The sequence below is a fragment of the Streptomyces sp. NPDC054813 genome (genome assembly GCF_053611365.1).
In genome coordinates this window covers 115,259-138,880 of record NZ_JBSHAF010000024.1, presented here as the reverse complement: position 1 = coordinate 138,880, position 23,622 = coordinate 115,259, and the positions used below count along the sequence as shown (strand labels likewise).

The 23,622-nt window shown below is 70.1% G+C and carries 19 protein-coding genes and 2 pseudogenes; 12 read left to right on the top strand and 9 right to left on the bottom strand.

Features of this window, described 5'->3' with window-relative positions; all coding sequences use genetic code 11:
* Positions 1-54 precede the first annotated feature (54 nt).
* Positions 55-591, top strand: a complete 537-nt coding sequence (locus tag ACWGJB_RS37520) for a TetR/AcrR family transcriptional regulator (RefSeq protein WP_453384520.1) — start codon at positions 55-57, stop codon at positions 589-591.
* Positions 592-951: 360 nt separating this feature from the next.
* Here ACWGJB_RS37520 and ACWGJB_RS37515 read toward each other — a convergent pair.
* The 5 genes and pseudogenes from ACWGJB_RS37515 to ACWGJB_RS37495 form a co-directional block, all read right to left on the bottom strand.
* Positions 952-1,471: pseudogene (locus ACWGJB_RS37515) on the bottom strand (transposase).
* 341 nt (positions 1,472-1,812) lie between these two features.
* On the bottom strand, positions 1,813-2,349 hold the full coding sequence (locus ACWGJB_RS37510; RefSeq protein ID WP_453384560.1) for a GNAT family N-acetyltransferase: 537 nt from the start codon (positions 2,347-2,349) through the stop codon (positions 1,813-1,815).
* 66 nt (positions 2,350-2,415) lie between these two features.
* Positions 2,416-2,728: pseudogene (locus ACWGJB_RS37505) on the bottom strand (ATP-binding protein); the annotation flags it as partial.
* A 25-nt stretch (positions 2,729-2,753) separates the two neighbouring features.
* Positions 2,754-3,107 carry an antibiotic biosynthesis monooxygenase family protein gene (locus tag ACWGJB_RS37500; protein WP_453384519.1) on the bottom strand — a complete coding sequence of 118 codons (354 nt, stop codon included), beginning with the start codon at positions 3,105-3,107 and terminating at the stop codon, positions 2,754-2,756.
* Positions 3,108-3,226: 119 nt separating this feature from the next.
* Positions 3,227-3,529 (bottom strand): outer membrane protein assembly factor BamB family protein, encoded by a 303-nt coding sequence (locus tag ACWGJB_RS37495; RefSeq protein ID WP_453384518.1) that lies wholly within the window; start codon positions 3,527-3,529, stop codon positions 3,227-3,229.
* 277 nt (positions 3,530-3,806) lie between these two features.
* On the opposite strand from ACWGJB_RS37495, the gene ACWGJB_RS37490 reads away from it, so the two are divergent.
* The 5 genes from ACWGJB_RS37490 (at position 3,807) to ACWGJB_RS37470 (ending at position 10,472) form a co-directional block, all read left to right on the top strand.
* Entirely contained in the window at positions 3,807-4,262 is a 456-nt protein-coding gene (locus ACWGJB_RS37490; RefSeq protein WP_453384517.1) for a DUF3761 domain-containing protein, read from the top strand.
* A gap of 334 nt (positions 4,263-4,596) precedes the next feature.
* Positions 4,597-6,327 carry a TerD family protein gene (locus tag ACWGJB_RS37485; RefSeq protein ID WP_453384516.1) on the top strand — a complete coding sequence of 577 codons (1,731 nt, stop codon included), beginning with the start codon at positions 4,597-4,599 and terminating at the stop codon, positions 6,325-6,327.
* A 219-nt stretch (positions 6,328-6,546) separates the two neighbouring features.
* Positions 6,547-7,374: a WD40 repeat domain-containing protein gene (locus ACWGJB_RS37480; protein ID WP_453384515.1), complete on the top strand. Its 828-nt coding sequence runs from the start codon at positions 6,547-6,549 to the stop codon at positions 7,372-7,374.
* A 346-nt stretch (positions 7,375-7,720) separates the two neighbouring features.
* Entirely contained in the window at positions 7,721-8,239 is a 519-nt protein-coding gene (locus ACWGJB_RS37475) for an adenylate kinase (RefSeq protein ID WP_453384514.1), read from the top strand.
* Positions 8,240-8,498: 259 nt separating this feature from the next.
* A complete protein-coding gene (locus ACWGJB_RS37470; protein WP_453384513.1) occupies positions 8,499-10,472 on the top strand; it encodes a protein kinase domain-containing protein in 1,974 nt (657 codons plus the stop codon).
* Between the two features lie 29 nt (positions 10,473-10,501).
* Here ACWGJB_RS37470 and ACWGJB_RS37465 read toward each other — a convergent pair whose 3' ends face one another.
* The 4 genes from ACWGJB_RS37465 to ACWGJB_RS37450 form a co-directional block, all read right to left on the bottom strand.
* Positions 10,502-10,762, bottom strand: coding sequence for a LysR substrate-binding domain-containing protein (locus ACWGJB_RS37465; RefSeq protein WP_453384512.1), 261 nt, complete (start codon positions 10,760-10,762; stop codon positions 10,502-10,504).
* A gap of 93 nt (positions 10,763-10,855) precedes the next feature.
* Positions 10,856-12,529, bottom strand: coding sequence for an esterase-like activity of phytase family protein (locus ACWGJB_RS37460; protein ID WP_453384511.1), 1,674 nt, complete (start codon positions 12,527-12,529; stop codon positions 10,856-10,858).
* 96 nt (positions 12,530-12,625) lie between these two features.
* Positions 12,626-13,564: a L,D-transpeptidase gene (locus ACWGJB_RS37455; RefSeq protein ID WP_453384559.1), complete on the bottom strand. Its 939-nt coding sequence runs from the start codon at positions 13,562-13,564 to the stop codon at positions 12,626-12,628.
* Between the two features lie 355 nt (positions 13,565-13,919).
* Complete coding sequence (locus tag ACWGJB_RS37450) at positions 13,920-14,942, bottom strand: LacI family DNA-binding transcriptional regulator (RefSeq protein ID WP_453384510.1); 1,023 nt, start codon at positions 14,940-14,942, stop codon at positions 13,920-13,922.
* A 168-nt stretch (positions 14,943-15,110) separates the two neighbouring features.
* Between ACWGJB_RS37450 and ACWGJB_RS37445 the strand changes: the two genes are divergently transcribed.
* From ACWGJB_RS37445 to ACWGJB_RS37420, 6 genes are all read left to right on the top strand, one after another.
* The gene (locus tag ACWGJB_RS37445; protein WP_453384509.1) at positions 15,111-16,382 is read left to right on the top strand and encodes an ABC transporter substrate-binding protein; all 1,272 of its coding nucleotides are present in this window, start codon (positions 15,111-15,113) and stop codon (positions 16,380-16,382) included.
* 63 nt (positions 16,383-16,445) lie between these two features.
* Positions 16,446-17,336 carry a carbohydrate ABC transporter permease gene (locus ACWGJB_RS37440; RefSeq protein ID WP_453384508.1) on the top strand — a complete coding sequence of 297 codons (891 nt, stop codon included), beginning with the start codon at positions 16,446-16,448 and terminating at the stop codon, positions 17,334-17,336.
* Positions 17,333-18,241: a carbohydrate ABC transporter permease gene (locus tag ACWGJB_RS37435; protein ID WP_453384507.1), complete on the top strand. Its 909-nt coding sequence runs from the start codon at positions 17,333-17,335 to the stop codon at positions 18,239-18,241. The genes ACWGJB_RS37440 and ACWGJB_RS37435 overlap by 4 nt, the downstream gene beginning before the upstream one ends.
* A complete protein-coding gene (locus tag ACWGJB_RS37430; RefSeq protein WP_453384506.1) occupies positions 18,238-20,901 on the top strand; it encodes a hypothetical protein in 2,664 nt (887 codons plus the stop codon). The genes ACWGJB_RS37435 and ACWGJB_RS37430 overlap by 4 nt, the downstream gene beginning before the upstream one ends.
* Before the next feature lie 38 nt (positions 20,902-20,939).
* Positions 20,940-22,643, top strand: a complete 1,704-nt coding sequence (locus ACWGJB_RS37425) for a class I mannose-6-phosphate isomerase (RefSeq protein ID WP_453384505.1) — start codon at positions 20,940-20,942, stop codon at positions 22,641-22,643.
* Positions 22,640-23,575 carry an ROK family protein gene (locus tag ACWGJB_RS37420; protein ID WP_453384504.1) on the top strand — a complete coding sequence of 312 codons (936 nt, stop codon included), beginning with the start codon at positions 22,640-22,642 and terminating at the stop codon, positions 23,573-23,575. Before ACWGJB_RS37425 ends, ACWGJB_RS37420 begins: the two co-directional genes overlap by 4 nt.
* Positions 23,576-23,622: the final 47 nt, after the last annotated feature.

Genomic DNA, 23,622 nt, shown 5'->3' with positions numbered 1-23,622 from the left:
AGAGCTCTCCGGATAACGTAGTGGAGAACTCTCCACTTAGCAAGGAGGGGTCTCATGGTCCGTTCGGACGCCCGTGAGAACAGGGCGCGCATCCTCGCCGCCGCACGCGAAGCGTTCGCGGCGGACGGCAGCACGTCGATGAACCAGATCGCCCAGCGCGCGGGAGTCGGCGCGGGCACCCTGTACCGCAACTTCCCCACACGAGAGTCGCTGGTCCTGGCCGTCTACCAGGACGAGGTGGCACGCATCATCGGTACCGTGCCCGACCTGCTGGCCCAGATGCCGCCACTGGAAGCGCTCCGCCACTGGACGACCGACCTCGTCGAGGCCATGCGCAGAAAGCACGGCCTCGGCGACGCCCTCAGCCCGGGCGCGCACCAGGCGATCACCGAGCAGAGCTACGGGCCGGTCATCGCCGCGATCACCGAACTCCTCGACGCCGGCAAGAATGACGAAAGCATCCGCGTAGACGCCGACCCCGGCGACTTCCTCCAACTCACCGGCGCCCTGTGGCGCGCCGCCTCCAGCCCTGAGGACCGGGCACCCCACATGCTCGCGCTCATCATCGACGGACTCCGCACGCACCGGTAGACGCCGCGCACGAGACAGGGCCTGTCAAATGAACGATTTACAGTCCCGTTCGCGCTGGTGACCGGCGCGCCATTCGGCCAGGAGACCGGTGGCGCCGTCGTCGAGCCGGTCTTCATGCGCAGGTTCCTGAACCCTCTGCGGACTCGGGCGTGTGGAAGTCTGTTCGGCTCGGCCGGCTTCTCCCACGAGCAGCTTCTCCACGACCAGGCGGATGACGGTGCCCTCGATGAGAGGCAGTGGTCCGTCGTGGCCGATCCAGGCCGCCCGCCGGGTCAGCCGCGGGTGCAGCCGATCCCATGCCTGCGCGGTCGCGTGCCCGTGGAGACGGGTGTCGGTGACGGTCGCGGCATGCTCGGTGCCTCAGGTCGTGGGACCGCCGAAGACGAACTCTGCGCCGTGCTCGGGCGATCGGCGACCCTTGGGGTCGTGGATCCGCGGCGGTGTCGGCCGTCGCATCTCGCGGTCGGAGCGAAGCCGACCGAGGATCTCGACCGGCAGCCCGCGCAGTGGGTGGGCCATGCACGGGGCGTCGAAGCCTACGTCGAAAGCGACCAGGATGTCGCGGTCGCCGAAGTGCCACCGGCCCATCTCGATCAGATCGACGACCACCCGGCGGACCGGGGCGGCGGCGGTGACCTCGGCAACGTCGAGGGCCGGGCCGAGACGCCCGGCGTCCAGCAGTTGACACCAAGACGTCCGGCCCGATTCCAGTGCCGAGACGAACAAGTACGGCCAACCGGGCACGAAATGGTTCGGAGGACCCTCCGCTGCGGCCGTAGACATGGCAGAACAGGCACTCCGCACTGGAGGGAGCGCCGGGGCGGAGCCAGTTGCTGACATCGACCGCGAGGACCGGGTGGCCGTCGGCGGCCTGCGGCATGGGCAGGCCGGCCAGCGTCTGCCGCAGCCGGGGCACGTCGACGTGGCTTGGCGTGGCTGACCGGAGGGAACCCGGCTGCCACTCCGATCGTCGGCGTCAGCTGTTGCGACGGTTCGCAGGCCGGAGGAGGCGTTGTTTCCCGGCAGGGTGGAGGTGGTGAGGCGGACCTGTCCGATCCGGACACCCTGGCGGGCTTACTGAACGGTGTCAGCAAGAAGTTCCTGTACGCGGACCCGAAGGGCATCGACGGGTTCGTCGTTGCCGCCGAGGCGTCCGGCTCACCTCATCGCCGTGCTGCCCGCGAGCGGGGGGGGGAGGACGGCCCTCACGGAAGGGGCCCGTCACATCGGGAGGGAGAAGAGACGCACTGGCTCTGAAGGCCAGTGCGCGTTCTCATGCAGGGGCGTCACCATCGTCCGCAGCTCCATGGTCACCAGACGGTTTTCGGGTTGTTCGACAAGTACCTCTTTGTCGAGGGGGTGCCATCCGAGGCGCTGGTACAGCGGCACGAGGGGAGGCCGGCAGAACAGGAGCGCGTTCTGAGGGCCCATCGTGCGAGCGTGGTCAAGTGCCGCTGTGACCACACGCCGGGCCAACCCCTGGCCCTGCATGTCGGGTGCCACGGCCACTCCGCCGACGCCCACCACCTCTGTCTCGACGTCGCCGATCGCCACAGGCAGCCGTAGGAGGCCGGCGTGTGCCACAAGCCGGTCGCCGTGTCTGATACCGAAGTGCTCTTTTTTCGGCAGCCAGGTCAAACCGGCCGCGGCAACGCCGAAGGGATCACCGCCGTCGCCGAGGATCTCGTCCTGGTCTCGCTTCGTGTACCGAGGGAGCCGCACTACAGCCGGTGACACAGAGGATTGATTCTCAGGCATCCCCATATGATGATCTCTCCCCCGAGGACTGGCCAACTGACCGATCAGCCGTTCAACGGGAGAGGGTCGGGGCGAGGTCAGCCGCCGGCGTTTTGTGCCGCGGCCCGGGCTCGGGCGATGGCGTGGCTGTTCCTTCTCCTCCCGCGCCGTCAGGACCTGGAACAGCAGCTCGGCGCCTCTGCGGTCCAACTCCATGCACCCCAGCTCATCGATGCACGAACGATCGACACGGCCGTAGCGTGCGACGGTCTTGGTCAGGACCTTCTCGTCCGCGGCCTCGACCAGCTCGTTGACGAGCTTGGTCGCGGGCGTGCAGCGGACCCGGCAGCCCTGCCATCGCCGCTTCGGTGCCCAGCACGATCAGCGACTCCGGTTGGCCAGCCTGCTGTCGGACTCTGCGGGGCCTACGCTCGCGTGAAGCCGTGGCTCCGCTCCACTTTCGCCACATGCAGCGTGTAGCTCTGGTACCACTCGGCTTGCCCACGCTTTTGCGCGGCGCGGTGCTCGGCGTTGGTCCGCCACTCGGTGAGGGCGTCGGCGTCGCGGAAGTACCCCACGGTGATGCCCAGCCCGCCAGGGGTCTGTGCGTGGTCCATCCCCAGGAACCCCGGGACGTCCTTCACCAGGTCTTCCATGCGTGCGTTGGTCTCGCTGTAGCCGCTCTGGTCCTGGCTTCGCACCGTGGTGAAGACAGCCACGTAGTAGGGGGGTTCATAGGCCTCGACAGGCGTGACAGGCGCTTCGGAATGATCGCTCATGGCGCCACCGTAGGGCGGGATACGCCCAGCGATCCAGCGTCTTTCCTGAACGGGATACATAAGGGATCGAGCTCTTGACCGAAGCCGTCGCAGGTGCCGGAACGTGGATCGGTGCTGGGTCAGGGGTCAGGCAAACAGGTAGCCCGATGATCCGCGCCTGACTTCCAGGTCGGCGGGACCACATTCAGTGTCTCCGTGCTGATCGCGTACAGCGTGCCGGTGCGCGAGTTGACGTAGACCCTGCCTTCGTGGATGAGCGGTGCGCCGGCGGGGCTGGGGACGGCCACGCGGGTGAGGAGATCGGTGGTGGCCGCGTCGAGGACGCAAAGGACGTCGGCCGTGAAGTAGATGCGGCCGTCGGCGGCGGAGACGTGCAGGCCGTTGTACCAGCCGTTGCGCGCGCGATGTGCACGGCCTGGCACGCCGACAGCGGTGGCGCGTCCCTGTCGGCGACCAACTCCGCCGACCCCTTGGGGAGTTCGGCGGCCGTGGGCCGGTCGGCGAGGGGCGGCCTGCCCAACCGGGAGGGTCAGGACGAAACAATCAGGACGCCCGTGGGACTTGCGCGGATTATGGGGATGTTTTGTAAAGTACGCGACTACCCCGTGGCGTGTGTCCGGGTGTCCGTCATGGGGGGATCGTCGCGTGAGCCAGTACCAGCCCGGGCCGTGGGCCGTTCGTCCACCTGAGCCTGTCCGCATGCCTGACATCCGCCCGCTGCACAAGCGCAAGCGCGTGTGGGTCGGCGGTTTCACGCTGCTCGCGGTCGGTGCCGCGTTCGCTGGTGGTACATCCAGCGCGGCCAGTCCCGCGCCGCGCCCTACGGTCACCGTCACCGCGACCGCCACGAAGTCGGCAGCGCCGGCCCCGACGGTCACCATGACGAAGTCGGCGGCGCCGGCTCCCACGGTCACGGTGACCAAGACGGCCAAGCCGGCGTCGGTGGCCACGCACAAGTCGAGTTCCGGCTCCTCGGGTGGCGGCAGTGGTGGCTCGTCCTCGGGTGGCTCGTCATCGGGAGGCTCGTCGAGTTCCGGCGGCACGGGGGATGCGTCAGGAGCTACCGCCTTGTGCAACGACGGCACCTACAGCTACGCCGCTCATCACCAGGGAGCGTGTTCCCATCACGGCGGTGTCGCCGTCTTCTACAGGTAGCGGGCGCCTCGCGGCTGCGGCCGCTTTCGGGCGAACGGCACAGCCCCGGGGTAGACCCGTCGGCTCGCCAGGCCTCATGGGTGCTGCCGACCAGAGCGCGGCCGAGTCATGCGGGGCGGCCGCCGGGGTGCCATCCGGCAGTGGAGTGGTCACGGCGCGGGCAGTGTGCCTTGTGTGTGGAAGGCAGGAACGGAGAGGAACCATGGCTTTCGGCTTTCGTGTGGGCGTGCCGGGGATGAGTGTGCGGGTCTCGACCCGGGGTGTACGCACCTCCGTGGGGCCCCGCGCCGCGCGCATCAGCATGGGCAGCGGCGGAACGCGACTCTCTTCGGGAGTGGGCCCGCTCTATGCCTCCGGTTCCCTGGGCGGAGGGCGCCGCCGTACGGGTACGGCCCGCTCACGGGCCGTCGCCCCGTCCGCAGCGCAGCTGGAGCGTGCCCGTCGGCAGGCCGAGCGGGCCCAGCAGGAGGCGGAACGGGACGCGGCGATCGCCCAGTTGCAGGAACTGCGGCAGCAGACGACCAGTGTCCACCTGCAGTCCTTCACGCCGGCCCGGCCGCCGGTGGTGCCCGGACCTCAGCAGCTGAGCCTGGCCTGGGCCCTGGCAGAGGCCCAGGCCCATCACCTTGCGGGGCTGGGGGTCTTCGCCCGCGCCGAGCGGGCCGCGGCCAAGCGGAGGGCCGAGGAAGACGCCCCGGCCTACCTCGCGGCCGAGGAGGCGCGCCTGCACGCCGTCCACAGCGAGTTGACCGCCGAGGCCGGTCAGTGGTGGCAGGCCTTGGCCGGCAACGACGAGGAGACCGTGTGCGAGGCGGTCAACTACGCCTTCTCCGACAACGCCGCCGCGGGCTGCGCGGTGGGCGTCGACGGGGCTGTCCTGTCTGTGGTGATGCGGCAGCAGGACATCGACTCGCTGCCCGCTCAGATGCCGGGAGTCACCCCCGGCGGACGCCCCACTCTCAAGACCCTGAGCAAGCGGGACCGCACCATGTGGTGGCTCACCTCGATGGGGTCGAACGTCGTTGCCACGCTGAAGGAAGCGTTCGCTGTCGCGCCGGGGATCACCGCCGTCGACCTGGCCGTGCTCACGCGCCTGCCGGACAGCCAGCGTCTGGGGTTCGTGGCCTACGGCCGCTGGACGCGCCAGGCCATCGAAGCCGGCCCTTGGCGGGAGACGGCCGACTCGCTGCGGTTCCTCGACATCGGCCAGGACGTCGCCTGCTCGGTCACCACTACCGCTTCCGGGAATCTGTCCAGCGCCATCAAGCCCCTGGACACCAGCCGGCTGCCCGGCCTGCAGAACCTTCTCGACCACGCCCAGGACGACGCCGGATCCGGCGAGGGATCCCTGGCCGGCCTCGATGGGGACCTGCGCGCCAACGTCCCTGACGCCTACGCGGCTCCCCTGCCGGACCGCTACCGGATCCGCCCCTTCGCCGAGTGGAAAGCCCAGGCCGCCCCTCCGACGCCGCCGCCCACTCCCCCGGCGCCGACCCACGCTCCTGCCCTGCCGAGCCGCGCCCCCGCGACCGCGCTCACGCCGGGACAGAACCTGATGCTGCCAGAGGAGGCCTGGCAAGGGCTGCTCATCGCCTTCAGCTTCGCCGGCGCCGGCGCCGACCTCACCCTCTTCCTGACCGGGACCAACGGCCAGGTCACCTGTGACGAGGACTTCGTCTTCTACAACCAGCCCGCTGCCGCACAGGGCGCGGCCCGCCTGCTGGGCAAGCAGCCCGAAGGCCCGCACGTCGTCGAACGCGCGGCCCTTCACCTCGCCGCCCTGCCCGCGCACGTCGAGCGCGTCACGGTCGCCATCAACATGGACGTCGACACCGGTACCACCTGCGGCGCCCTCAGCCACTCAGCCCTCTACATGGACTGTGCCACCGGGGCCGCCTGGACCTTCCAACCGCCCCGCGACCCCGAGGTCCGCGCCATGGCCATCGCCGAGTTCTACCGGCACACCGCCAACGGCCGGCAGGTCTGGAAACTCCGCGCCATCGGTCAAGGCTGGGCCGACGGCCTCGACGGACTCGCCCGGGCCTACGGCGTCAACGTCACATAGCCAGTCAGCAGAGCAGGAAGCGACCCGTGCCACAACAGGTGGGAACGCCGCGCCGGATGGAGAGAGGGGATATCCCTGTTGAACCACCCTCGGCAACGACCGGTCTGGCCCTTCGTGCTGATCGGGTCGGTACTCGGCCTGGCGTTCCTCGCCGCTGCCGGCACATGGGTGTACGGCGTCTACAGCATGTCCGATCCGGCGACGACCATCCTGGCGGGCGTGCGGATCGACGGCTCGCGCATCTCGGTCAAGATGCCGACCTGCCCCACGGACACGGTGGGAACGGTCGAGGTCTACGACAGCGACTCCGAAAAGCTGCTGTGGCGGGCAAGCGGCCCGAAGACCCCGGAAGGAAAGCGGGGCGTGGTCACCTTGTGGAACGCGGACGATTTCCTGAAAGCGTCTTCAGGAACACAGCCGAAGGCCCTGCCGGCGAACCTCGACATCTCCGTCACGTTCGCCGGAACCGAGGACGGCACCGGGGATGTCTTCAACGTCCACAAGGTCCAGGCAGCGCACGTTGCCGACGGACAGTACTGGACCCGCAGTGGCGCCAGAACCGCCGCACAGATCGACGCCCAACTCGGCTGCCGCTGGGACGGAACCGCGCGTGTCTGGGATCTGTCGAGCGGTCTGCGGGGCGAGCTCACAGGTCACAGGCGCGGGCTTCGTACCGTGAGCACGGCGGTCATCGACGGGCGGCCGTCCGCGATCAGTTGCAGTGACGACGGCACAGCACGGGTGTGGAACCTGCTCGACGGATCAGCGCCGCAGGTTCTGCAGCAGGGGAACACACCCGTCACCTGCGCGGCGAGCTACCGGCGGCCCGAGGGGACCTTCGTGGTCTGCACTGTCGGCGGCCGGCCGCACTGCCTGAACCGGCAGCCACGATCACACGGCCAGGCTGTGGGATCTGGCGTGGGGCACCCAGGCCGGAGTCTTCCGCGGGCACACCTCCACGGTGTCGGCGGTCGCTCTCAGGGACGGGACGGTCGCCACCACCGGGTGAGACAGGACGCTCAGGCTCTGGAGTCTGACCTCCACTGAACAGCTAGACATGTACACGTTCACAGGCATCGTGGACGCCGTCACCTTCGGCGACGACGGTTCGCTGGTCGTCGGGGTGGGCTGGGAGGTCGCCATCGTCGAACACCAGTCACTGCCCCGCAGGTGAACATGCCGGCGGCCGGCTGCCCGCGTCCGAGCTGTCCGGCCTGCGCCGGGACGAGGTGCTGTAGGGCCCTGTCCTCGACGAGGCCGAGATGTGCGTCCGCGGCTCGTCCCCGGGCGGCCGGGCGTTCGCCGCCACAACGGAACAGGGGCGCGCCGAACCGCGGCACAGGGCCCCTCAACAGGGAACGCCTCTTCCCGGGCGCCGGGATAGGGTGCAGCCGTGGAACGGATCCTGGTGGTGGGCGTGACCGGCGCGGGCAAATCCACCCTCGCCCGAAACCTGAGCAGCCACTTGGGCCTGCCCTACCACGAAATGGACGCCCTGTACTTCAACGGCCCTGGCTGGGCCACCAACAGCAAGCTGGCCGAGGACGTCTCGGAGCTCACTGCCGGACCTCGCTGGATCATCGACTCCCTCGGATATCCCGAAGTCCGTGACCTGCTGTGGGACCGCGCCGACACCGTGATCTGGCTCGACTACCCCAAACACGTCGTCATGCCCCGCGTTCTGCGCCGGTCCCTGCGCCGTACCGTCACCCGCGAGGTCCTCTTCGGCGGCAACAGGGAGACCTGGACGGGCTGGCTGAGCCGCGAGCACCCGGCCTGGTGGGCCTGGACGCAGCACAGAGCCCGCCACCGTGAAATCGAGCGCCGTCTCCGTGACCCCCGCTTCGGCCCGCTCCACACGGTCCACCTGCGCCGCCCCCATCACACGACGGCCTGGCTGACGACCCTCTGACCCGGCAGACCGGACACCCGGCCGCCCATCACCGACGGATCGACCGTCCGGTCTCGAGAGGACAGGGGGCTGTGCCGGGGCGCCGTCGAGCGCTTCTCCCGTGCTGCCCGGCCCGTCGCGACGGCCTTGCCGGGCCACGCAGGACGCGCGGTTGAACCGAACACCAACTCACCATTTCCGCAAGGGAGTTGCGATACTCTCGCGCTGACCGACATCAGTCACACACGGCCCACATGTCACGCGAGAGACCGGGATTCCCATGTCCGACCCCTATCTCAGCCGGTCCATCGCGCTCGCCTACGCGGCGGCCGGTATGGAACCCCCGCCTCCGACCCCGCTCCGGAAGAACGACCCCGTACGGGTCGGGCCGTACGCGCTCGTGTCGGTGCTCGGCAGTGGCGGGATGGGGCGGGTCTATCTGGGCCGGGACACCGTCGGGGGAACCGGCCTGGCCGCCGTGAAGGTGGTGCGGCCCGAGTACGCGGAGGATCCCCGGTTCCGGAAGCGCTTCGAGCGCGAGGTCGGCGCGTTGGACCGGGTCCAGGGGGCGCACATCGTACGGCTGCTGGACAGCGGCTGCGACGAGGACCTGGTGTGGGTCGCCACCGAGTACGTCCCCGGGCCCACGCTCGCCGAGCTCGTCGAGGACCGCGGGCCGATCGGTGCGACGGCCGCGTGGCGGCTGCTGGCCGACCTGGGGCGCGCGGTCGAGGCCATCTGGCGCGCGGGCATAGTCCACCGTGACCTCAAGCCGTCCAACGTGATCCTGGCAGCCGACGGTGCCCGCGTCATCGACTTCGGCGTCGTCCAGGCCACCGACGGCACCTCGATCACCGCCACGGGCCAGAACGTGGGCACCCCCGCCTACATGTCCCCCGAGCAGGTCAGAGGGAAAGAGGTGACCGCCGCCTCCGACGTCTTCGCGCTGGCCTCGGCCCTCGCCTACGCCGTCACGGGACAGGCGCCGTTCGGCGAGGGCACGGGCGTCGACGTCCTGCACCGGGTGGCCTTCGAGCCGCCGCGGGAGGAGGTCCTCGACAAGGTGACGGCGGTCGATGCGGAACTGGGCGTGTTCATCCGCACCTGTCTGGACAAGGATCCCGAAGGGCGTCCATCGCCGGAGACGGTGTTCCGGACCGCCATCGGGCACCAGTTGCCCGCCCCGGTCGGGCGGCCACCCCGGCCCGCGCCGAAGAGAGCGAAGAGCGCGCCCTTGCGTGATCAGCGATCCGGCGCTGCCCCTGCCTCCCCGCCGCCCGCGGACCCGCCCGTCGGCTCTGTCGCGTCCGGTGCCTCCCCGCATGGGCGGCGAAACCTGGTGGTGGGCGCCGCGACAGCGGGTGTCGTGGTCGCCGCGGCCGTCTCCGTGGCGCTGTTACGGCAGGGCGACGACCGAGCCGCCGCGTCGGCGGGTTCCGGGCCCGCAACGTCGGTGACCGTGACGTACACCCCGGCCTCGACGCCCGGCAGTTCGCACAGCACGCCCGCGCCCCCCTCGTCGAAGACCGGCCAGGCGGCGAAGGAGTCGCCGAGTACCGTCGTCACGGAGGACTCCGTCACCCAAGGACAGGGCTCGGGGACACCGGATCTCCGCGCCGCCACCTGCCCCACCGAGATCGCCTTGGGGGCCTCCGGCGACTGCGTCAAGGCCCTGCAACTCCTTCTCTCCGGTCACGGCCTGCATGTGACGGCCGACGGCAGGTTCGGCAGTGGGACCCTCGCAGCGGTCAGGGCCTTCCAGACCGAGGCGGGGCTCACCGTCGACGGAAAGGCCGACGCGCAGACCAAGAAACTTCTGTACGACCTGCCCCGTGGGCCGGTCCGGAGCGGCTCGCTCACCGTGACCGAGAGCGTCAACGCCGTCTCGGTCGCCCGATGTCTCGACACCCGCGGCGTGCATGTCCAGGTGTGGGGGTGCAAGGGCACGGCGGGTCAGAAATGGGCGCTGTATCGGCTGGCCGGCCGGAACACCCAGTACCGCGTGGTCAATCAGGGCACCCATCTCTGCCTGGACGCCGACGGCGGCACGACCGGCCAGAACGGTCAGAAGGTCCGGGCGCGGAGCTGCGACGGACTCGGCGCCCAGACGTGGCGCCTCGGCGGCGGAACGCTGGTCAGCGTGCCGGACGGATTCTGCCTGGACGCGGAGGCCTCCACCTCCGGGCAGGACGGTCAGGAGGTCCAGGGCTTCGGTTGTGCGGGCAGCAGCAACCAGGTGTGGAACTGGTCCTGACCTACCGTCGCCCTTCTGTCGGGAAACGGTCATGGCACCGCACGAAGCCGTGCGGTCTCGTGGCGGAGCGCCTCCACGGTGGCCGTCACCTCGGGAGAGCGGTCGCGGGCCGTGACGGCGACCGTGGCCCGGCCGAGCCAGGCGGGGTCGTCGACGCGGACGGTGCGGACGCCGGTGGGGACCGCCGCGGCGGCGAGTTCGGGCAGTACGGCGATGCCGAGACCGGCGGCGACCAGACCCAGGCGAGTGGGCCATTCACGGGCGGCGTAGGCGATCCGTGGGTGGCCCATGACGGCCACACCAGCGGCTCACAGTCCGGTGCCCGTTGCCGCCCCGGGCCCGTCCACCGGAGTGGACGGGCCCGGGGTGGGGCGCTGTGTGCGTCACTTCACGCGGATCGTCACCGTGACGGTCTTGAGCACGGCCGGCAGCTTGGTGGTGTCGACCTTCAGGATCTCGCCGTTGTCCGTCTGACCCGTCGGCGGCAGCACCTTCTGGTGGACGGTCCACTTCCCGTCGGGGTCGACGGCGAGGGTGTCGATGCCGAAGTCGTCGTCGTTGGACAGGTACAGCGTCTTGCCGGCGTCCGTGGTGGCGACGCCCTCGACCTTGTCGTGCGCGAAGAACTTCCCGCTGGGGTCGAGCTGGCTCACCAGCGTCCCGACGTTGAGGTACGGCTGCTTCTGCGCGACCTGGACGCCGGCACCGGTGAGCGCCGTGAGCGCGGCGTTGGTGCCGACCTTGCCGACGAACGCCTCGGGCGACTTGCCGCCGATCGTCAGCCCGCTGACGTCGGTCGCGCCGTTGATGTCGACCTCGTAGAGGGACTTCTGGGCGAACGGCTCGAAGTTGCCGTCCCGTTCGTCGATGACGAACTTCGTGTCGGACAGCGCCGTGATCTCGCTGTTGGCGTCACCCGTGGTGGCCGGGTCGTCCAGCAGGTACAGGTACTGCTTGGTCTGGAACGTGCGCAGGTCGATCGTGACGATGCGGGTGGGCGAGAGGTTGGACGCCTTGGTGCTGCCCAGATCCGGCTGCTGCAGCGCGGCCTGCATGACGCCCACCAGCGTCGAGCCGTCCGGCGTGACCGTCAGGCCCTCCATGCCCTTGTTCTTCAGGCGGTTGGCCAGCTCGGCCGGCAGGTAGCCGACGATCTTGTGGTACTGGTTGTCCTGGCTGTCCTTGTACGGGGTCAGCCGGCCCAGCTCGTAGCCGTTCGCGTCGAAGTGTGTGACGTACGGACCGTACTCGTCCGAGACCCAGAACGTGCCGTCGGGCAGCGCCACCAGGCCCTCGGAGTCGTAGCCGTAGGGATCCCGGGCGACGGGCGTGGGAGTGCCGCCGTTGGCGTTCGTCGCGGCGACGTCGTCGATCACCTCGCTCGTGTCGTGCGGCGGGCGGCCGCTGTACTGCACGCCGCCAAGGCTCTTCGGCCCCTTCAGGGTGACCTTCCTGACCAGCTCGGCCTTGCCCTTGACGAGCTTGAACTCGCCGATCTGCGGCGTGAAGTCGGTGAGCATCTCGGACTTGTTGCCGTCCGGGGCGTCGGCGTTGGGGCCGCGGTCGGTGAGGCCGTAGAAGTAGCCCGACCTGCCCGGCACCGGGGCGAGCGAGGAGCCGTAGCCCTCGCCGGAGATCCGGGTGGTGGTGCCGCCCGGGCCGGCGACCGTCGCGAGCGAGGGCAGCGGGGCGCCGTTCGGCTGGGTGTCCTTGAACAGCTGTACGGCGTCGGTCGCCGTGTACGTGAAGGTGTCGGTGCCCTTGAAGCCGGAGCTCGGTGTGTACGTGAACGTGCCGTCCGCGTTGACCGTCGCCGTGCCGTGGGACGGGTCGGTGTGCCGCACGACGGCGGTCGCGCCGGAGTCGTTGCGCAGCACGTTGCCCGTCACCGTCTCGTGGCCGGAGAAGGAGTCGGCGGCCGCGTCGAAGTCGTGCGTCGGGGCGGACAGCCAGCCGTGGGCCTGGGCCACGACGGTGCCGGTGCCCGCCACGGCGACGGTGACAGCGATCGCTATGCCGATCCGGGTGCGCTTGCGCAAGCGAGGTCTTGAGGTCATGCCCATGAACTTGTAGGTCAGTGATGAACTCTGAGTCGTCTTTGGGTGAACCGTCAGTTCAAAACGGGCCTGTTTTCGTTCTTGGGTTTCAGTGCGTCAGAGGGTCGCCGTCGTCTGCTCCCCCGAGGCGCTGCCCGCGAGCCACTGGTCCCATCCCAGGTTGAAGTCGGCGTAGCCGTTGTCGGCCGGGGCCTTGGCGCGGGGCGAGCCGGTGATGGTCACGGGGTCGCCCTGCTTGACCTGGCCGTAGAACCACTTGGCGTCCGACATGGACAGGTGGACGCAGCCGTGCGAGCCGCGGGCGCTGCCGCTGCCCGGGTTCGGGTCGCCGGTCGAGTAGTGCACGTAGGTGCCCGACTGGGTCAGGTGGACGTCCCAGGGCAGTGTCAGGTCGTAGTAGTTGGGGCTGCCCTTGTCGCAGCTGATGCCGACGCTGCAGGAGGTCATGTGGACCTTCTCCTGCTTGTCGATGACGGCCATCGTGCCGTTCCACGTCGGATACTCGGCGCTGCCGGCGTTGATCGACAGGGTGCGTACGGTCTGGCCGTTCCGGGTCACCTTCATGGTGTGGTTGGTCACCGAGACGTCCGCGCGTACATCGTCGCCGATCTTGAAGGTGTGCGTGTAACCGTGCACGCCGTAGCGTCCGTTGCCGTTGCTGACGCCCTTCATGTCGGCGTCGATCTTCACCGTCGTACCCGAGGGCCAGTACGTCTTCGGGCGCCAGTCGGCGCGCCTGTCGCCCATCCAGTGCCAGGCGCCGGCCACCGGCTGTGAGGCGCTCACCTTCATGTGCTTCTCCACCGTGGCCCGGGCCTTGGCCGCCACCGGGTTCGTGAAGATCACCGAGATCGGCATGGCCACACCGACCGTGGTTCCCGTCTGCGGGGTGATCGTGTCCAGCAGCATCGGTGGGCCCGCGGGCTTCGTCGGCGTGGGCGAGGCACTCGCACTCGGCTTCACCGACGCCTTCGCGTCGTCACCGCTCGCCTTGTCACTGCCGCCCCCGCCACAGGCGCTCGCACCCACCACCATCACGCCCGTGACGAGTGCGATCCCTATGCCGCCCTTGCGCCGCCTCACGGTCTGCCCCACTCTCTCGTTCTTCGGCCCTTACGGGCCCGACCCCCGACTAATTGTCAGACAGTCAGGGCATGGCCCACGGTTGCCCCTCTCGCGTAAAGCATGCCCCAAGATTCGGTGCGCACCGCAGGAGGTGCGGGTCGGGCGGGAGGTCATCAGCGCCCACGCCCGGCACGACACCGCGGACGCGGCGGCTCCGGACGGCTCACCGGTTCATTTCGAATAACGTTATCGCGCATGCAATCCAGTGGCCCCGGCACCGCTCCGCATGCGCCAGGGGGCCCGGACGGCGCCGTCACCCTGGACGTCAGGCGCGTACCTCACCGGAGCCTCGGACCTTCAAGGTGACCGGGACGATCACGGACTGCACCGGGCGGCCGGGGTCGGCGATGCGGGCGCGGAGCAGTTCGACGGCTGTCCGGCCGATCTCGGAGGTCTGCTGGGCGATGACGGTGAGGGCGGGTTGCAGGAGGTCGGCGAGGGGGACTTCGTCGAAGCCGACGAGGGCCAGGCCGGAGGCTGCCTTGGGGCCGAGGTGCCGTAGGACCGTGAGCGTGGTGTCCATGTTGCCGGTGACCAGGGCGGTTGCCGGGTCCGGGCCGTGCAGTGCCGTGTCCAGGGCGGCGGCCACCCGTTCCGGGGTGATCTCGCCGGGGTGCACCAGGCCTTCGACCGCCTCGCCGTGGGCGCGCAGGGCCGCGCGGAAGGCAGCGGCACGCTCCCGGCCGGAGAAGACGCGTTCGCTGTCACCGATGTAGGCGATGCGGCGGTGGCCGTGCTGGTGGAGGTGGTGGAAGGCCATGCCGATGCCGGAGGCGTTGTCGGACATGACGCAGTCCACGGAGATCCCGCTCATCGGGCGGTCCATGGCCACCAGCGGCACGCCCGCGTCCAACTCGGGCTGGAGGTAGGCGTGGTTCTCGCCGAACGGTTCGACGATGATGCCGTCGAGGCGCTGCCGGCACATGGAGATCAGGACGTCGCGTTCCCTGGCCTCGTCGAAGTCCGTGGAGGCGGCGAAGAGTGTCAGGCCCGCGTCCCGGGCCGTTCGCTCGATCGCGGCCAGTTCGGGGTTGACCTCGGCGATCCGGCGGACGGCGGCGCCGATCGTTCCGGTGACGCCGGTGCGCAGTTGGCGGGCCCGGTCGTCCGGGCGGTAGTTCAGCGCGGCGATCGCGGCCTCGACCTTGACGACGTACTCGGGCCCCACCGTGGGGTCGTTGTTGACCACCCGTGAGACGGTGCGCAGGGCCACCCCGGCCTCGCGCGCGACGTCGACCATCGTCGGGCGCTTGGGCCGTCCCCCGCTGTCACGCCGTGCTCGCGTCATCCGGCAACTCCTCCTCGAAACATCGGACCGATATCAGACCGACCCTTGACACATTCCCGCAACGCGCTCCTATCCTCGGGATAACGTTATCTCGAAGGATGACGCGGCGTCGACCCTGTCCCGTCCGCCACCGTCCATCGGGCCGCATCGTCCCTTCAGGAGACTTCCATGAGGCGCAAACGTCCGACCGTTGTCTGCCTTGCCGCAGCGCTCGCCCTCACCGGATGCTCTGCCGCGTCGACCGGAAGCGGGAAGGGCGGCAGCACCCTGACCTACCTCACCTTCGAGACCCCCAGCCTGACCGCGACCTTCTGGGACACCTCGATCGCGGGCGCCGAGAAGAAGGTCCCGGGCGTCACGGTGAAGAAGATCGTCGCGCCGAGCACGGACCGGGACGCGTACGCCAAGCAGTTGCAGGCCTCCGGGCAGTTCCCGGATCTGCTCCAGTCGATCACCCCGTCGACGTTCGCGACGGCCGGGCTGCTCAAGCCGTACGACCAGAAGTGGGTGGACGCCAACTTCCTGCTGCCCCAGGGCAACGCCTACAAGGGCAAGGTCTACATCCCGCCGACCAACTCGCAGATCATCCCCGAGGTCTTCTACAACAAGAAGCTGTTCGCCAAGGCCCACATCGCCGCGCCTCCGAAGACGTGGTCCGAGTTCATGGGCGCCTGCGCCAAGCTCAAGGCCGCCGGTGTCACCCCGGTCGAGCTGGGCGGCGGCGATCCGTTCTCGGCGTCGATGCCACTGGTCGGCATCCTCTCCGCCGACGTGCTGGGCAAGAACCCGAACTGGCTGAAGGAACGCTACGCGGGCAAGGTCAAGTTCACGGACGCCAACGTCAAGGCGGCCGTGGGCAAGTACCGGACGATGGTCAAGAACGGTTACTTCGAGGACGGCGCCCTGGGCGTCAAGTACGCCGACTCCATCACGAACTTCACGTCCGGCAAGGCCGCGATGTACATGATGGGCAGCTGGTTCCTCGGTGCGGTGCCCAAGGACCACGCCGACGACTTCGGTGCCTTCCTCACCCCGACCGAGGACGGGTCGCTCGTGGTGCCGTTCTCGGTGGGCGGCTCCATGGCGATCAGCGCCAGGACACCGGCCCCGGCCAAGGCGACCGCGTTCGCCGAGGCCTGGTCGCTGGACCCCGCCAACTACAAGGCGCTGATCGAGGGTGACGGCGCGTTCCCGATGCTCAGGGGCAAGACCCTCGACGACTACGGCGTCGATGTCACCAAGGTCTTCAAGGACTCCTACTCCTACGTCACTCAACAGAACACGAAGGTCTCGGCGTTCGGCTGGGCCACCAACGACGACTCCATGCCCTCCGGGCTCAACAACGCCTTCTACGCGGCCAGTCAGGCGCTTTTCTCGTCCGACGACGTCGACGGGCAGCTGGCCAAGCTGGACACCGCCTGGGACTCGGCGACCAAGTAAGCCACGTCACCGGCCCCGGCCGTACCGGCTCCGGCGCCGCAGATCTCCTCCGAGGGAAGAGCCATGACCACCCGAGTCCCACCACGCCGAGGCGACCCCGCGCTGACCTCGATCGCGCTGGTCGCGCTGGGCCTGTACGCCCTGTTCATCGTCGTTCCCGTCGTCATGAGCGCCTGGAAGAGCCTCACCAACGAGAACCCGCTGCTGGCGCGGGCCGACTTCGTCGGCCTCTCCAACTACACGGAGATGGCGCACGACAGCGCCCTGGCCGGAAGTCTCGGCTTCACCCTCCTGCTGGCCGGCGCGGTGACGATCGCGGCCAACGCCGCCGGCATCGGATTCGCGATGCTGCTCAACAGGACGTCGCTGAGCTTCCGGATGATGCGCACCGTAGCGTTTCTGCCGCAGGTGCTGTCCGGCGTCATCGTCGGTTACGTCTGGCGCTACATCCTGGCCCGGGACGGCATCCTCGACAACGTCCTGGTCTCGCTGGGCATCATCGACAAGCCGATCACCTGGCTGGGCAGTCCACACCTGGCCGTGCTGTCCGTGGGCATCGTCGCGGCCTGGGTGCTGACGGGGTTCACCACCGTCGTCCACCTGGCCGCGCTCCAGTCGATCCCCGTCGAGCTGTACCAGGCCGCGATGGTCGACGGAGCCGGCCGCTGGCAGCGGTTCCGCCGGATCACGTTCCCGATGCTGGCCCCGGGGACCACCATCAGCGTCACCATCTCGCTGATCACGATGCTGAAGCTCTACGACATCATCGCGGTGCTCACCTCCGGAGGCCCGGCCAACTCCACGCAGTCCACCGCCCTCTACATCATCCAGCTCGCCTTCACGGACGACCGCTACGGCTACGCCTCGGCCGTCGCGATGCTCCTGCTAGTCGTCTCGATCGTGATCGCGCTGTCCGTGACGGCGCTGCTGCGCCGCCGGGAGGTGGACCTGTGAGCACCTCGACATCGCACCGGCCGACGGCCCAGGGGCGAACAGTGACACCGCGGGCAGTACCGGCGCCGCGCCCGAGCCGCCGTCCCTGGGCCACGCGGGGACACCTCGGGGCAGCCGGTCTGCTCACGCTGGCCTTCGTCAGTCCCGTCTATCTCACGATCGTCAACGCCTTCAAGACGCAGGACCAGATCGTCCGCGATCCGACGGCTCCCCCCGCTCCGCCGACCACGCACAACCTGACCGACGCCCTCGCCCGGCCCGACCGGATCGTCCAGATCGGGCTGACCAACTCCGCGGTCACCGTGGTCGTCTCGGTCCTGCTGATCATCCCGCTGGGCGCGGCCCTGAGCTTCTGGCTGTCCCGCCGCTCGGCCCGGCTGCGCAGAGTCGTCCTGGCGGGCTTCGCGGCCGGCCTGATGATCCCGCCCGCGGTGATCCTGCTGCCCACCATCCGCATCCTGACCTTCCTGCACCTGGACCACACCTATCCGGGGCTCGTCCTGGCCAACGTCGGCGGCGGCTACCTGTCGTTCGCGGTGTTCGTCTACTCCGGCTTCCTGCGGTCGGTCCCCGGCGAGATCATCGAGGCCGCGACCGTGGACGGCGCCGGGAGCCTGCGGGTCTGGTGGACGATCGTCATGCCGCTGCTGCGCCCGGCCACCGCGACCGTCACGATCTTCCTTTCCCTGTGGATCTGGAACGACTTCATGAACCCGCAGTTCATCCTCGGCCCGCTGCACGGCCAGACGATCACCACCGGGCTGTACCTGTCGGTCAGTCAGTTCTCCACCGACTACGCCCAGTTGTTCGGCGTGATGATCCTGGCAGCGGTCATTCCCGTCGCCGGCTACCTCGCGCTGCAGAAGCAGTTCATCGCCGGACTGACCTCGGGAGCCACCAAGTGACCACGAACACCGTCGCCCCGGCCGTGGGCATCGGCAGGACCGGCGTCCCGGACCTGGACGACGTCGCCGGGCACTGGGTCGGCGTGGACGAGATCGCGCACCTGCCCTCCCTGCGCAACCAGCAGGGCCAGGCGCACGTCAACCACGACCTGACCTCCCTGTCCTGGCTGGCCGCCGCACCGTTCACCTTCGGCTACCACACCGGTGAACTGCGCGTGGACGGCCGGGTCCCGGCCACGCAGCGGTTCCTGTGGAAACCATGGGGCGTGCTGCGCGAACACCGCCGCCCCGGCGGTCTGATGCTGACCACCGACACCCGGATGGCGCTGTCCCGGGACCTGCTCCTGTGGCGGATCACGGTCACCAACGAGAGCAACCGAACGCGAGCGGTCGAGCTGGCCCAGGACCTCTTCGCGATGGTCGCCCACTCCGAGGTCGGCTACGGCTGGCTGTACGACGGCCCGTGGAACCACGGCATGCACCACGACTTCATGGCGCTGGAACGCATCCGGGCCACCACGGGCGGAGGCGAGCCGCACTACCTGCTGTCCCCCGCACCGCGACGCCTGCGCCTCGGCAGGCCCCGCGTTCCGGGGATCCAACGCGACGAGGAGCACGGCCCCATGCTCCTGGACGACGCGCTGCCGGCTCACGTCAGCGACGACAAGGAGCCGGAGCCGCGGGTCGGCGTCGCCGGGGCAGTGCGCGGGCTCCGGGTGGCGGGGGTCGACGGCGAGGTGATCCCGCGGGTCGCCGACGAGCCGATCGCGCTGACACCCGACGGCGAGACGGCTCTGGAACCCTTCGCGCTCTCCCCCGGCCTGACGATCGACTTCGCGCTACGGCTCGATACGGCGGAACAGTCCGGGACGGTTCTCACACACGGCAACCACCCCGACTCGCTGCAGATCGGTGTCGAGGACGGCCGGCTGTGGCTCGGCATCACCGGGGAACGGGAGTCCACCGACACCGAACTCACCGTCGGGGACTGGCACGACGTCCACCTGGGTGTCGAAGCCGACCGCGTCGTGCTGCGTCTCGCGGGCTCGGAGATCGCCCGCACCCGGCACTGGACCGAGTCGCGCCGCTGGGTGTCCCGCATCGAGGACGGTACGGTCGCCTTCGCGGACTCCCGCTCGCCGGCACACGCCGTCTACGCCTTCGCCGAGCCGCCCGGCGAGCTGCGGGCCGAGGGGGCCGGCGGGCGGGCGAGCTGGACCTGCCGGATCGAGCCCGGCCGCAGCGTGGAGATCTCGATCGCCTGCGCGTACGGCACCGACGCCGACGCCGTCTCGGCCCGGGCCCGCACCGCCGCCGAGGACTTCGAGTCGACGACGCGTGCCGGGGAGGACGGCTGGCGGCGGCTGTGGGCGAGCATGTTCACCCCGGGCAACGCCGAGTTCTCCGGACACCTGCCGACCTTCACCACCGAGGACGCGGGACTCGCGCGCACCTACTACATGGGGGCCCTGCAGGCGTTGTACCTGCGCAACACTCGCATCCGGCCCGGCGAGCCGGTGTTCCTCACCGGCGGCCCCCGGCTCGGGCCGACCACCACTTATTTCTGGGACCACTGCGAGTGGAGCCGCCTGTACGCCCTGCTGGAGCCGGCCGGACTGCGCTCCTGGCTGCTGCGGGTTCTGGCCGGCCCCTACCGTGACTCCTTCGGTGTCGAGAACCTCGGCGGCGGGCCCCTGGGCAATGCCTACAGCTCCACCGACTACGCCCTGTTCCGGCTCGTCGAGCACTATGTCTGCGTCACCGGCGACCTCGCCCTCCTCGACGAGACGACCGGCGGGGCGACGGTCCTCGCTCACCTGGAGCGGCTCGGGCTCGGGTGGCTCGAGCGACGGAACCCGGCCACCGGGGGCGTGCTCGCCGACTTCGGTGACGATCCATGGCAGTTGCTGGAGTGTGTGCCCACCTACACCGGTGTCGTCGCCTCCTTCAACGGCGCCTACGTCGCCTCGACGCGCTCGTTGGCCGGACTGTACCGGCGGCTCGGCCGCGACGAGGATGCCGACCGTACGGAGGCCGACGCCGGTCAACTGGCCGACGCACTCATGGACTTGTACGCCGGATCGGGCCGCTGGCGAATACTGCGCCCGGACGGGACCGACACGATCGGGCACTGCCTGGACTTCGGCCTGGTCGCGGCGTCCCTCCACCGCGACCTCCCGGAGGGGACACGGCAGGAGATGGCCGACTTCGTCACCGGCCGTCTGCTGGCGGGCGGCTGGATGCGGGCGCTCAGCGCCGACGATCCGATCGCCGCCGCCTCCGACCGTCCCGACCACGGCGCGGCCGGCGCCTTCGCCGCGTGGCCCGGCGTCACCGCACACGGTCTGGCCCGCCTCGGTCACCGTGACCGGGCGATGGCTCTCCTGCGCGGCCTGTCCTCCGCCGCCTCGGGCGGTCTGTGGGGCCAGGCCATGGAGATCGTCACCGGTCCGGACGGGCGGCACCGGGCCCGGGTGGCCGAGCGCGGCACCGCCACCCGCGACAACATCGCGGGCGCGGCCGGAGCGGAGGCGGTGCTCTCGGCCCTGTTCGACGTCAATCCGACGTTCGCGACCGGCGGGCGGGCCCCAGCCCTGCTGCCCGCCACCTTGTCCGTCGAGGGCGTCGGGACGCTCACGCATCTCGGTCCGCTCGCTTGACGGACCCGAACCGCACTTACAGAGAGGCTGACATCGTCATGCCGTCAGTTCGTGGCTACGAAGCCGACCCCTGCCACCGCGTCACGGGCGAGGTCGGTGCCGGATACCGGGACGCGGTCGCCGGGCTCGCTCCCGGGCAGGTCCTCGCCGTCGACGGCCCGGTGGCCGTCGACTGGGAGACGGTCACGAGCGGTATCCGCGACGCGCTGGCCGTCCGCGACATCACCGCGAAGCAGATCGACACGCGCGAGCACTTCGCCCCCTGGCAGGACATCCTCGGCCTCACCGCGTCCGCGGAGCTGGCGGACGACCCGGACTTCGCCCCGCTGTCGCGGGCCGGGCTCGCCGAGTTCTTCACCGGGCTGCCGCGGCCCGAGGCCCCTGCCGACACCGTCACGCTCGTCTTCGGACCGGGGGCGGCCCTGGTGTCGTACGACCGGCTCTGGTACGCGGATCTGCCGAAGCGGTACGCCGAGGCCGGGATCACCGGCGGGACCGGGCGCAATCTAGGGCAGCCGGCCGGTACCGGAGCGGGCACCACGCGGCGGCTGTTCTACATCGACTGGCCCGTCCTTGACCGGCACCGCGACAGCCTCGTCGGCGGCGTCGACCTGTGGCTGGACACCCAGGACCCGCAGGCTCCGGCCTGGCTGGAGGGCCATGCCCTGCGCGAGGCTCTCGCCGACCTGGCCGGACGTCCCTTCCGTACTCGCCCCACCTTCAACACCACCTCCTGGGGCGGCCATTGGGCCCAGGAGCAGCTCGGCTTCAACCGCGAGGCGGCCAACACCGCGCTCGGCTACGACCTCATCGCGCCGGAGAGCGGAATCCTCGTCGGCACGCCGGACGGCCCCCGGGTCGAGGTCCCGCTGCAGGCGCTGGTCGCGGTGCATCCCGAGGAGATCCTCGGAGCGGGCGTGCACGCGGCGTTCGGCACCTCGTTCCCGATCCGCTTCGACTATCTGGACACCGTCGGCGGCGGCAACCTCTCCGTCCACTGCCATCCTCAGTCGGACTACATGCGGCGGGTCTTCGGGTGGCCGTACACCCAGCACGAGACCTACTACATGATGCTCGGCGGACCCCGCCGTCAGGTCTTCCTCGGCCTGCGCGAGGACGCCGACCTCGCCGCCTTCCGGCGCGAGGCGGACCGGGCGGTCCACGACGGCGTGCCGTTCGACATCGAACGCCACGTGCAGACCTTCCCCGCCGACCGGCACCAGCTCTTCCTCATCCCGGCCGGCACCCCGCACGGCAGCGGCGAGGGCAATGTCGTCCTGGAGATCAGCGCGACGCCGTATCTGTACAGCCTTCGCCTCTACGACTGGCTGCGCAGGGACGGCGAAGGGAAGCAGCGGCCGGTCCACGTGGGCCACGCCTTCGAGAACCTCGACCCCGCCCGGTCGGGGGTTGCCGTGGCGCGGGACCTGGTCCAGAAGCCACGGACCCTGCGTTCGGGCGATGGCTGGCGCGAGGAGGTCATCGGCCGGCTCCCGGAGATGTTCTTCGAGGTCCGGCGCCTCGAACTGGCCCCGGACGCCGTCGTGGACGACGACACGGACCACCGCTTCCACGTCGTCAACGTCGTGGCGGGCGACGGGATCCTGCTGGAGACGGGCAGCGGGCACGGCTTCGAACTCGCCTACGCCGAGACGCTGACCGTGCCCGCCTCGGTCGGCGCCTACCGCGTGCGGGCCCTCGGCACGGAACAGGTGCGCTACGTGAAGGCGCTGGTGCGATGAGCCCCGGCGGCGGGAGCGTCGTCTCGGTGCTGGAGGTCGGCGGTACGCACGTGACCGCGGCGCGTGTGGACATCGGGACGCGTAGTCTCCGGGCCGGCCGATCGTTCCGTGAGCCGTTGGACGGTCACGGCAGTGCCGAGGAGATACTGTCCGCCCTCGTCCGCTGTGCGGCCCGTCTCTCCGGCCGGAGCACGGTCCCGTGGGCGGTGGCGCTGCCCGGTCCCTTCGACTACGAGCGTGGGATCGGCCGGTACGAAGGGGTCGGGAAGTTCGACGCCCTGCGGGGGTTCGATCTCCGGGGCGCCCTGACCGCGTCGCTGCCCGGCGCCACCACCGTCAGCTTCTGGAACGACGCGGACGCGTTCGTGCTCGGTGAGTGGTGGGCCGGGGTCGCGCGCGGGCACCGCTCGGTCGCGGGGATCACTCTCGGCACCGGTGTGGGCTCCTGCTTCCTGCGCGACGGGCGCATCCTGCGGCACGGGCCCGGGGTCCCGCCCGGGGGCCGGGTCCACACCTTGCGGTACGCGGACAAGCCGGTCGAGGAGACGGTGTCCAGACGTGCCCTGCGGGGAGCCTATGCGCGGGCCACCGGCGCGTCGCCACCGGACGTCCAGGAGATCGCCCGGCGAGCACGGCAGGGGGATCGTACGGCGGCCGGCGTGTTCGACGCGGCCTTCACCGCCCTGGGACGCGTGCTGGGGCCGCTGCTCGTGGCCTTCGAGCCGACGGTTCTCGTGGTCGGGGGTGCCATCGCGGGGGCCTGGGATCTCGTGGCCGAACCGCTGCGTGCGGGGCTCACCGAGGCCGATCCGGCCCGTAACCGACGCATCGTCATCACCCCGGCGCACCAGCCGGATCGGGCCCCGCTGCTCGGCGCGGCCTATCTGGCCGCGGCCCGCGGTGACCAACGCGGCCGTACCGCGCCGCTCTGAAACGCCCGCTCGGAAACGCCCGCTCTGAGACGCCCGCTACGAGACGC

Coding starts and splice junctions, on each gene's coding strand:
- ACWGJB_RS37520 (WP_453384520.1), top strand. CDS start 55: ATGGTCCGTTCGGACGCCCGTGAGAACAGGGCGCGCATCCTCGCCGCC.
- ACWGJB_RS37510 (WP_453384560.1), bottom strand. CDS start 2,349: ATGCCTGAGAATCAATCCTCTGTGTCACCGGCTGTAGTGCGGCTCCCT.
- ACWGJB_RS37500 (WP_453384519.1), bottom strand. CDS start 3,107: ATGAGCGATCATTCCGAAGCGCCTGTCACGCCTGTCGAGGCCTATGAA.
- ACWGJB_RS37490 (WP_453384517.1), top strand. CDS start 3,807: ATGCCTGACATCCGCCCGCTGCACAAGCGCAAGCGCGTGTGGGTCGGC.
- ACWGJB_RS37470 (WP_453384513.1), top strand. CDS start 8,499: ATGTCCGACCCCTATCTCAGCCGGTCCATCGCGCTCGCCTACGCGGCG.
- ACWGJB_RS37465 (WP_453384512.1), bottom strand. CDS start 10,762: ATGGGCCACCCACGGATCGCCTACGCCGCCCGTGAATGGCCCACTCGC.
- ACWGJB_RS37460 (WP_453384511.1), bottom strand. CDS start 12,529: ATGACCTCAAGACCTCGCTTGCGCAAGCGCACCCGGATCGGCATAGCG.
- ACWGJB_RS37455 (WP_453384559.1), bottom strand. CDS start 13,564: ATGGTGGTGGGTGCGAGCGCCTGTGGCGGGGGCGGCAGTGACAAGGCG.
- ACWGJB_RS37450 (WP_453384510.1), bottom strand. CDS start 14,942: ATGACGCGAGCACGGCGTGACAGCGGGGGACGGCCCAAGCGCCCGACG.
- ACWGJB_RS37445 (WP_453384509.1), top strand. CDS start 15,111: ATGAGGCGCAAACGTCCGACCGTTGTCTGCCTTGCCGCAGCGCTCGCC.
- ACWGJB_RS37440 (WP_453384508.1), top strand. CDS start 16,446: ATGACCACCCGAGTCCCACCACGCCGAGGCGACCCCGCGCTGACCTCG.
- ACWGJB_RS37425 (WP_453384505.1), top strand. CDS start 20,940: ATGCCGTCAGTTCGTGGCTACGAAGCCGACCCCTGCCACCGCGTCACG.
- ACWGJB_RS37420 (WP_453384504.1), top strand. CDS start 22,640: ATGAGCCCCGGCGGCGGGAGCGTCGTCTCGGTGCTGGAGGTCGGCGGT.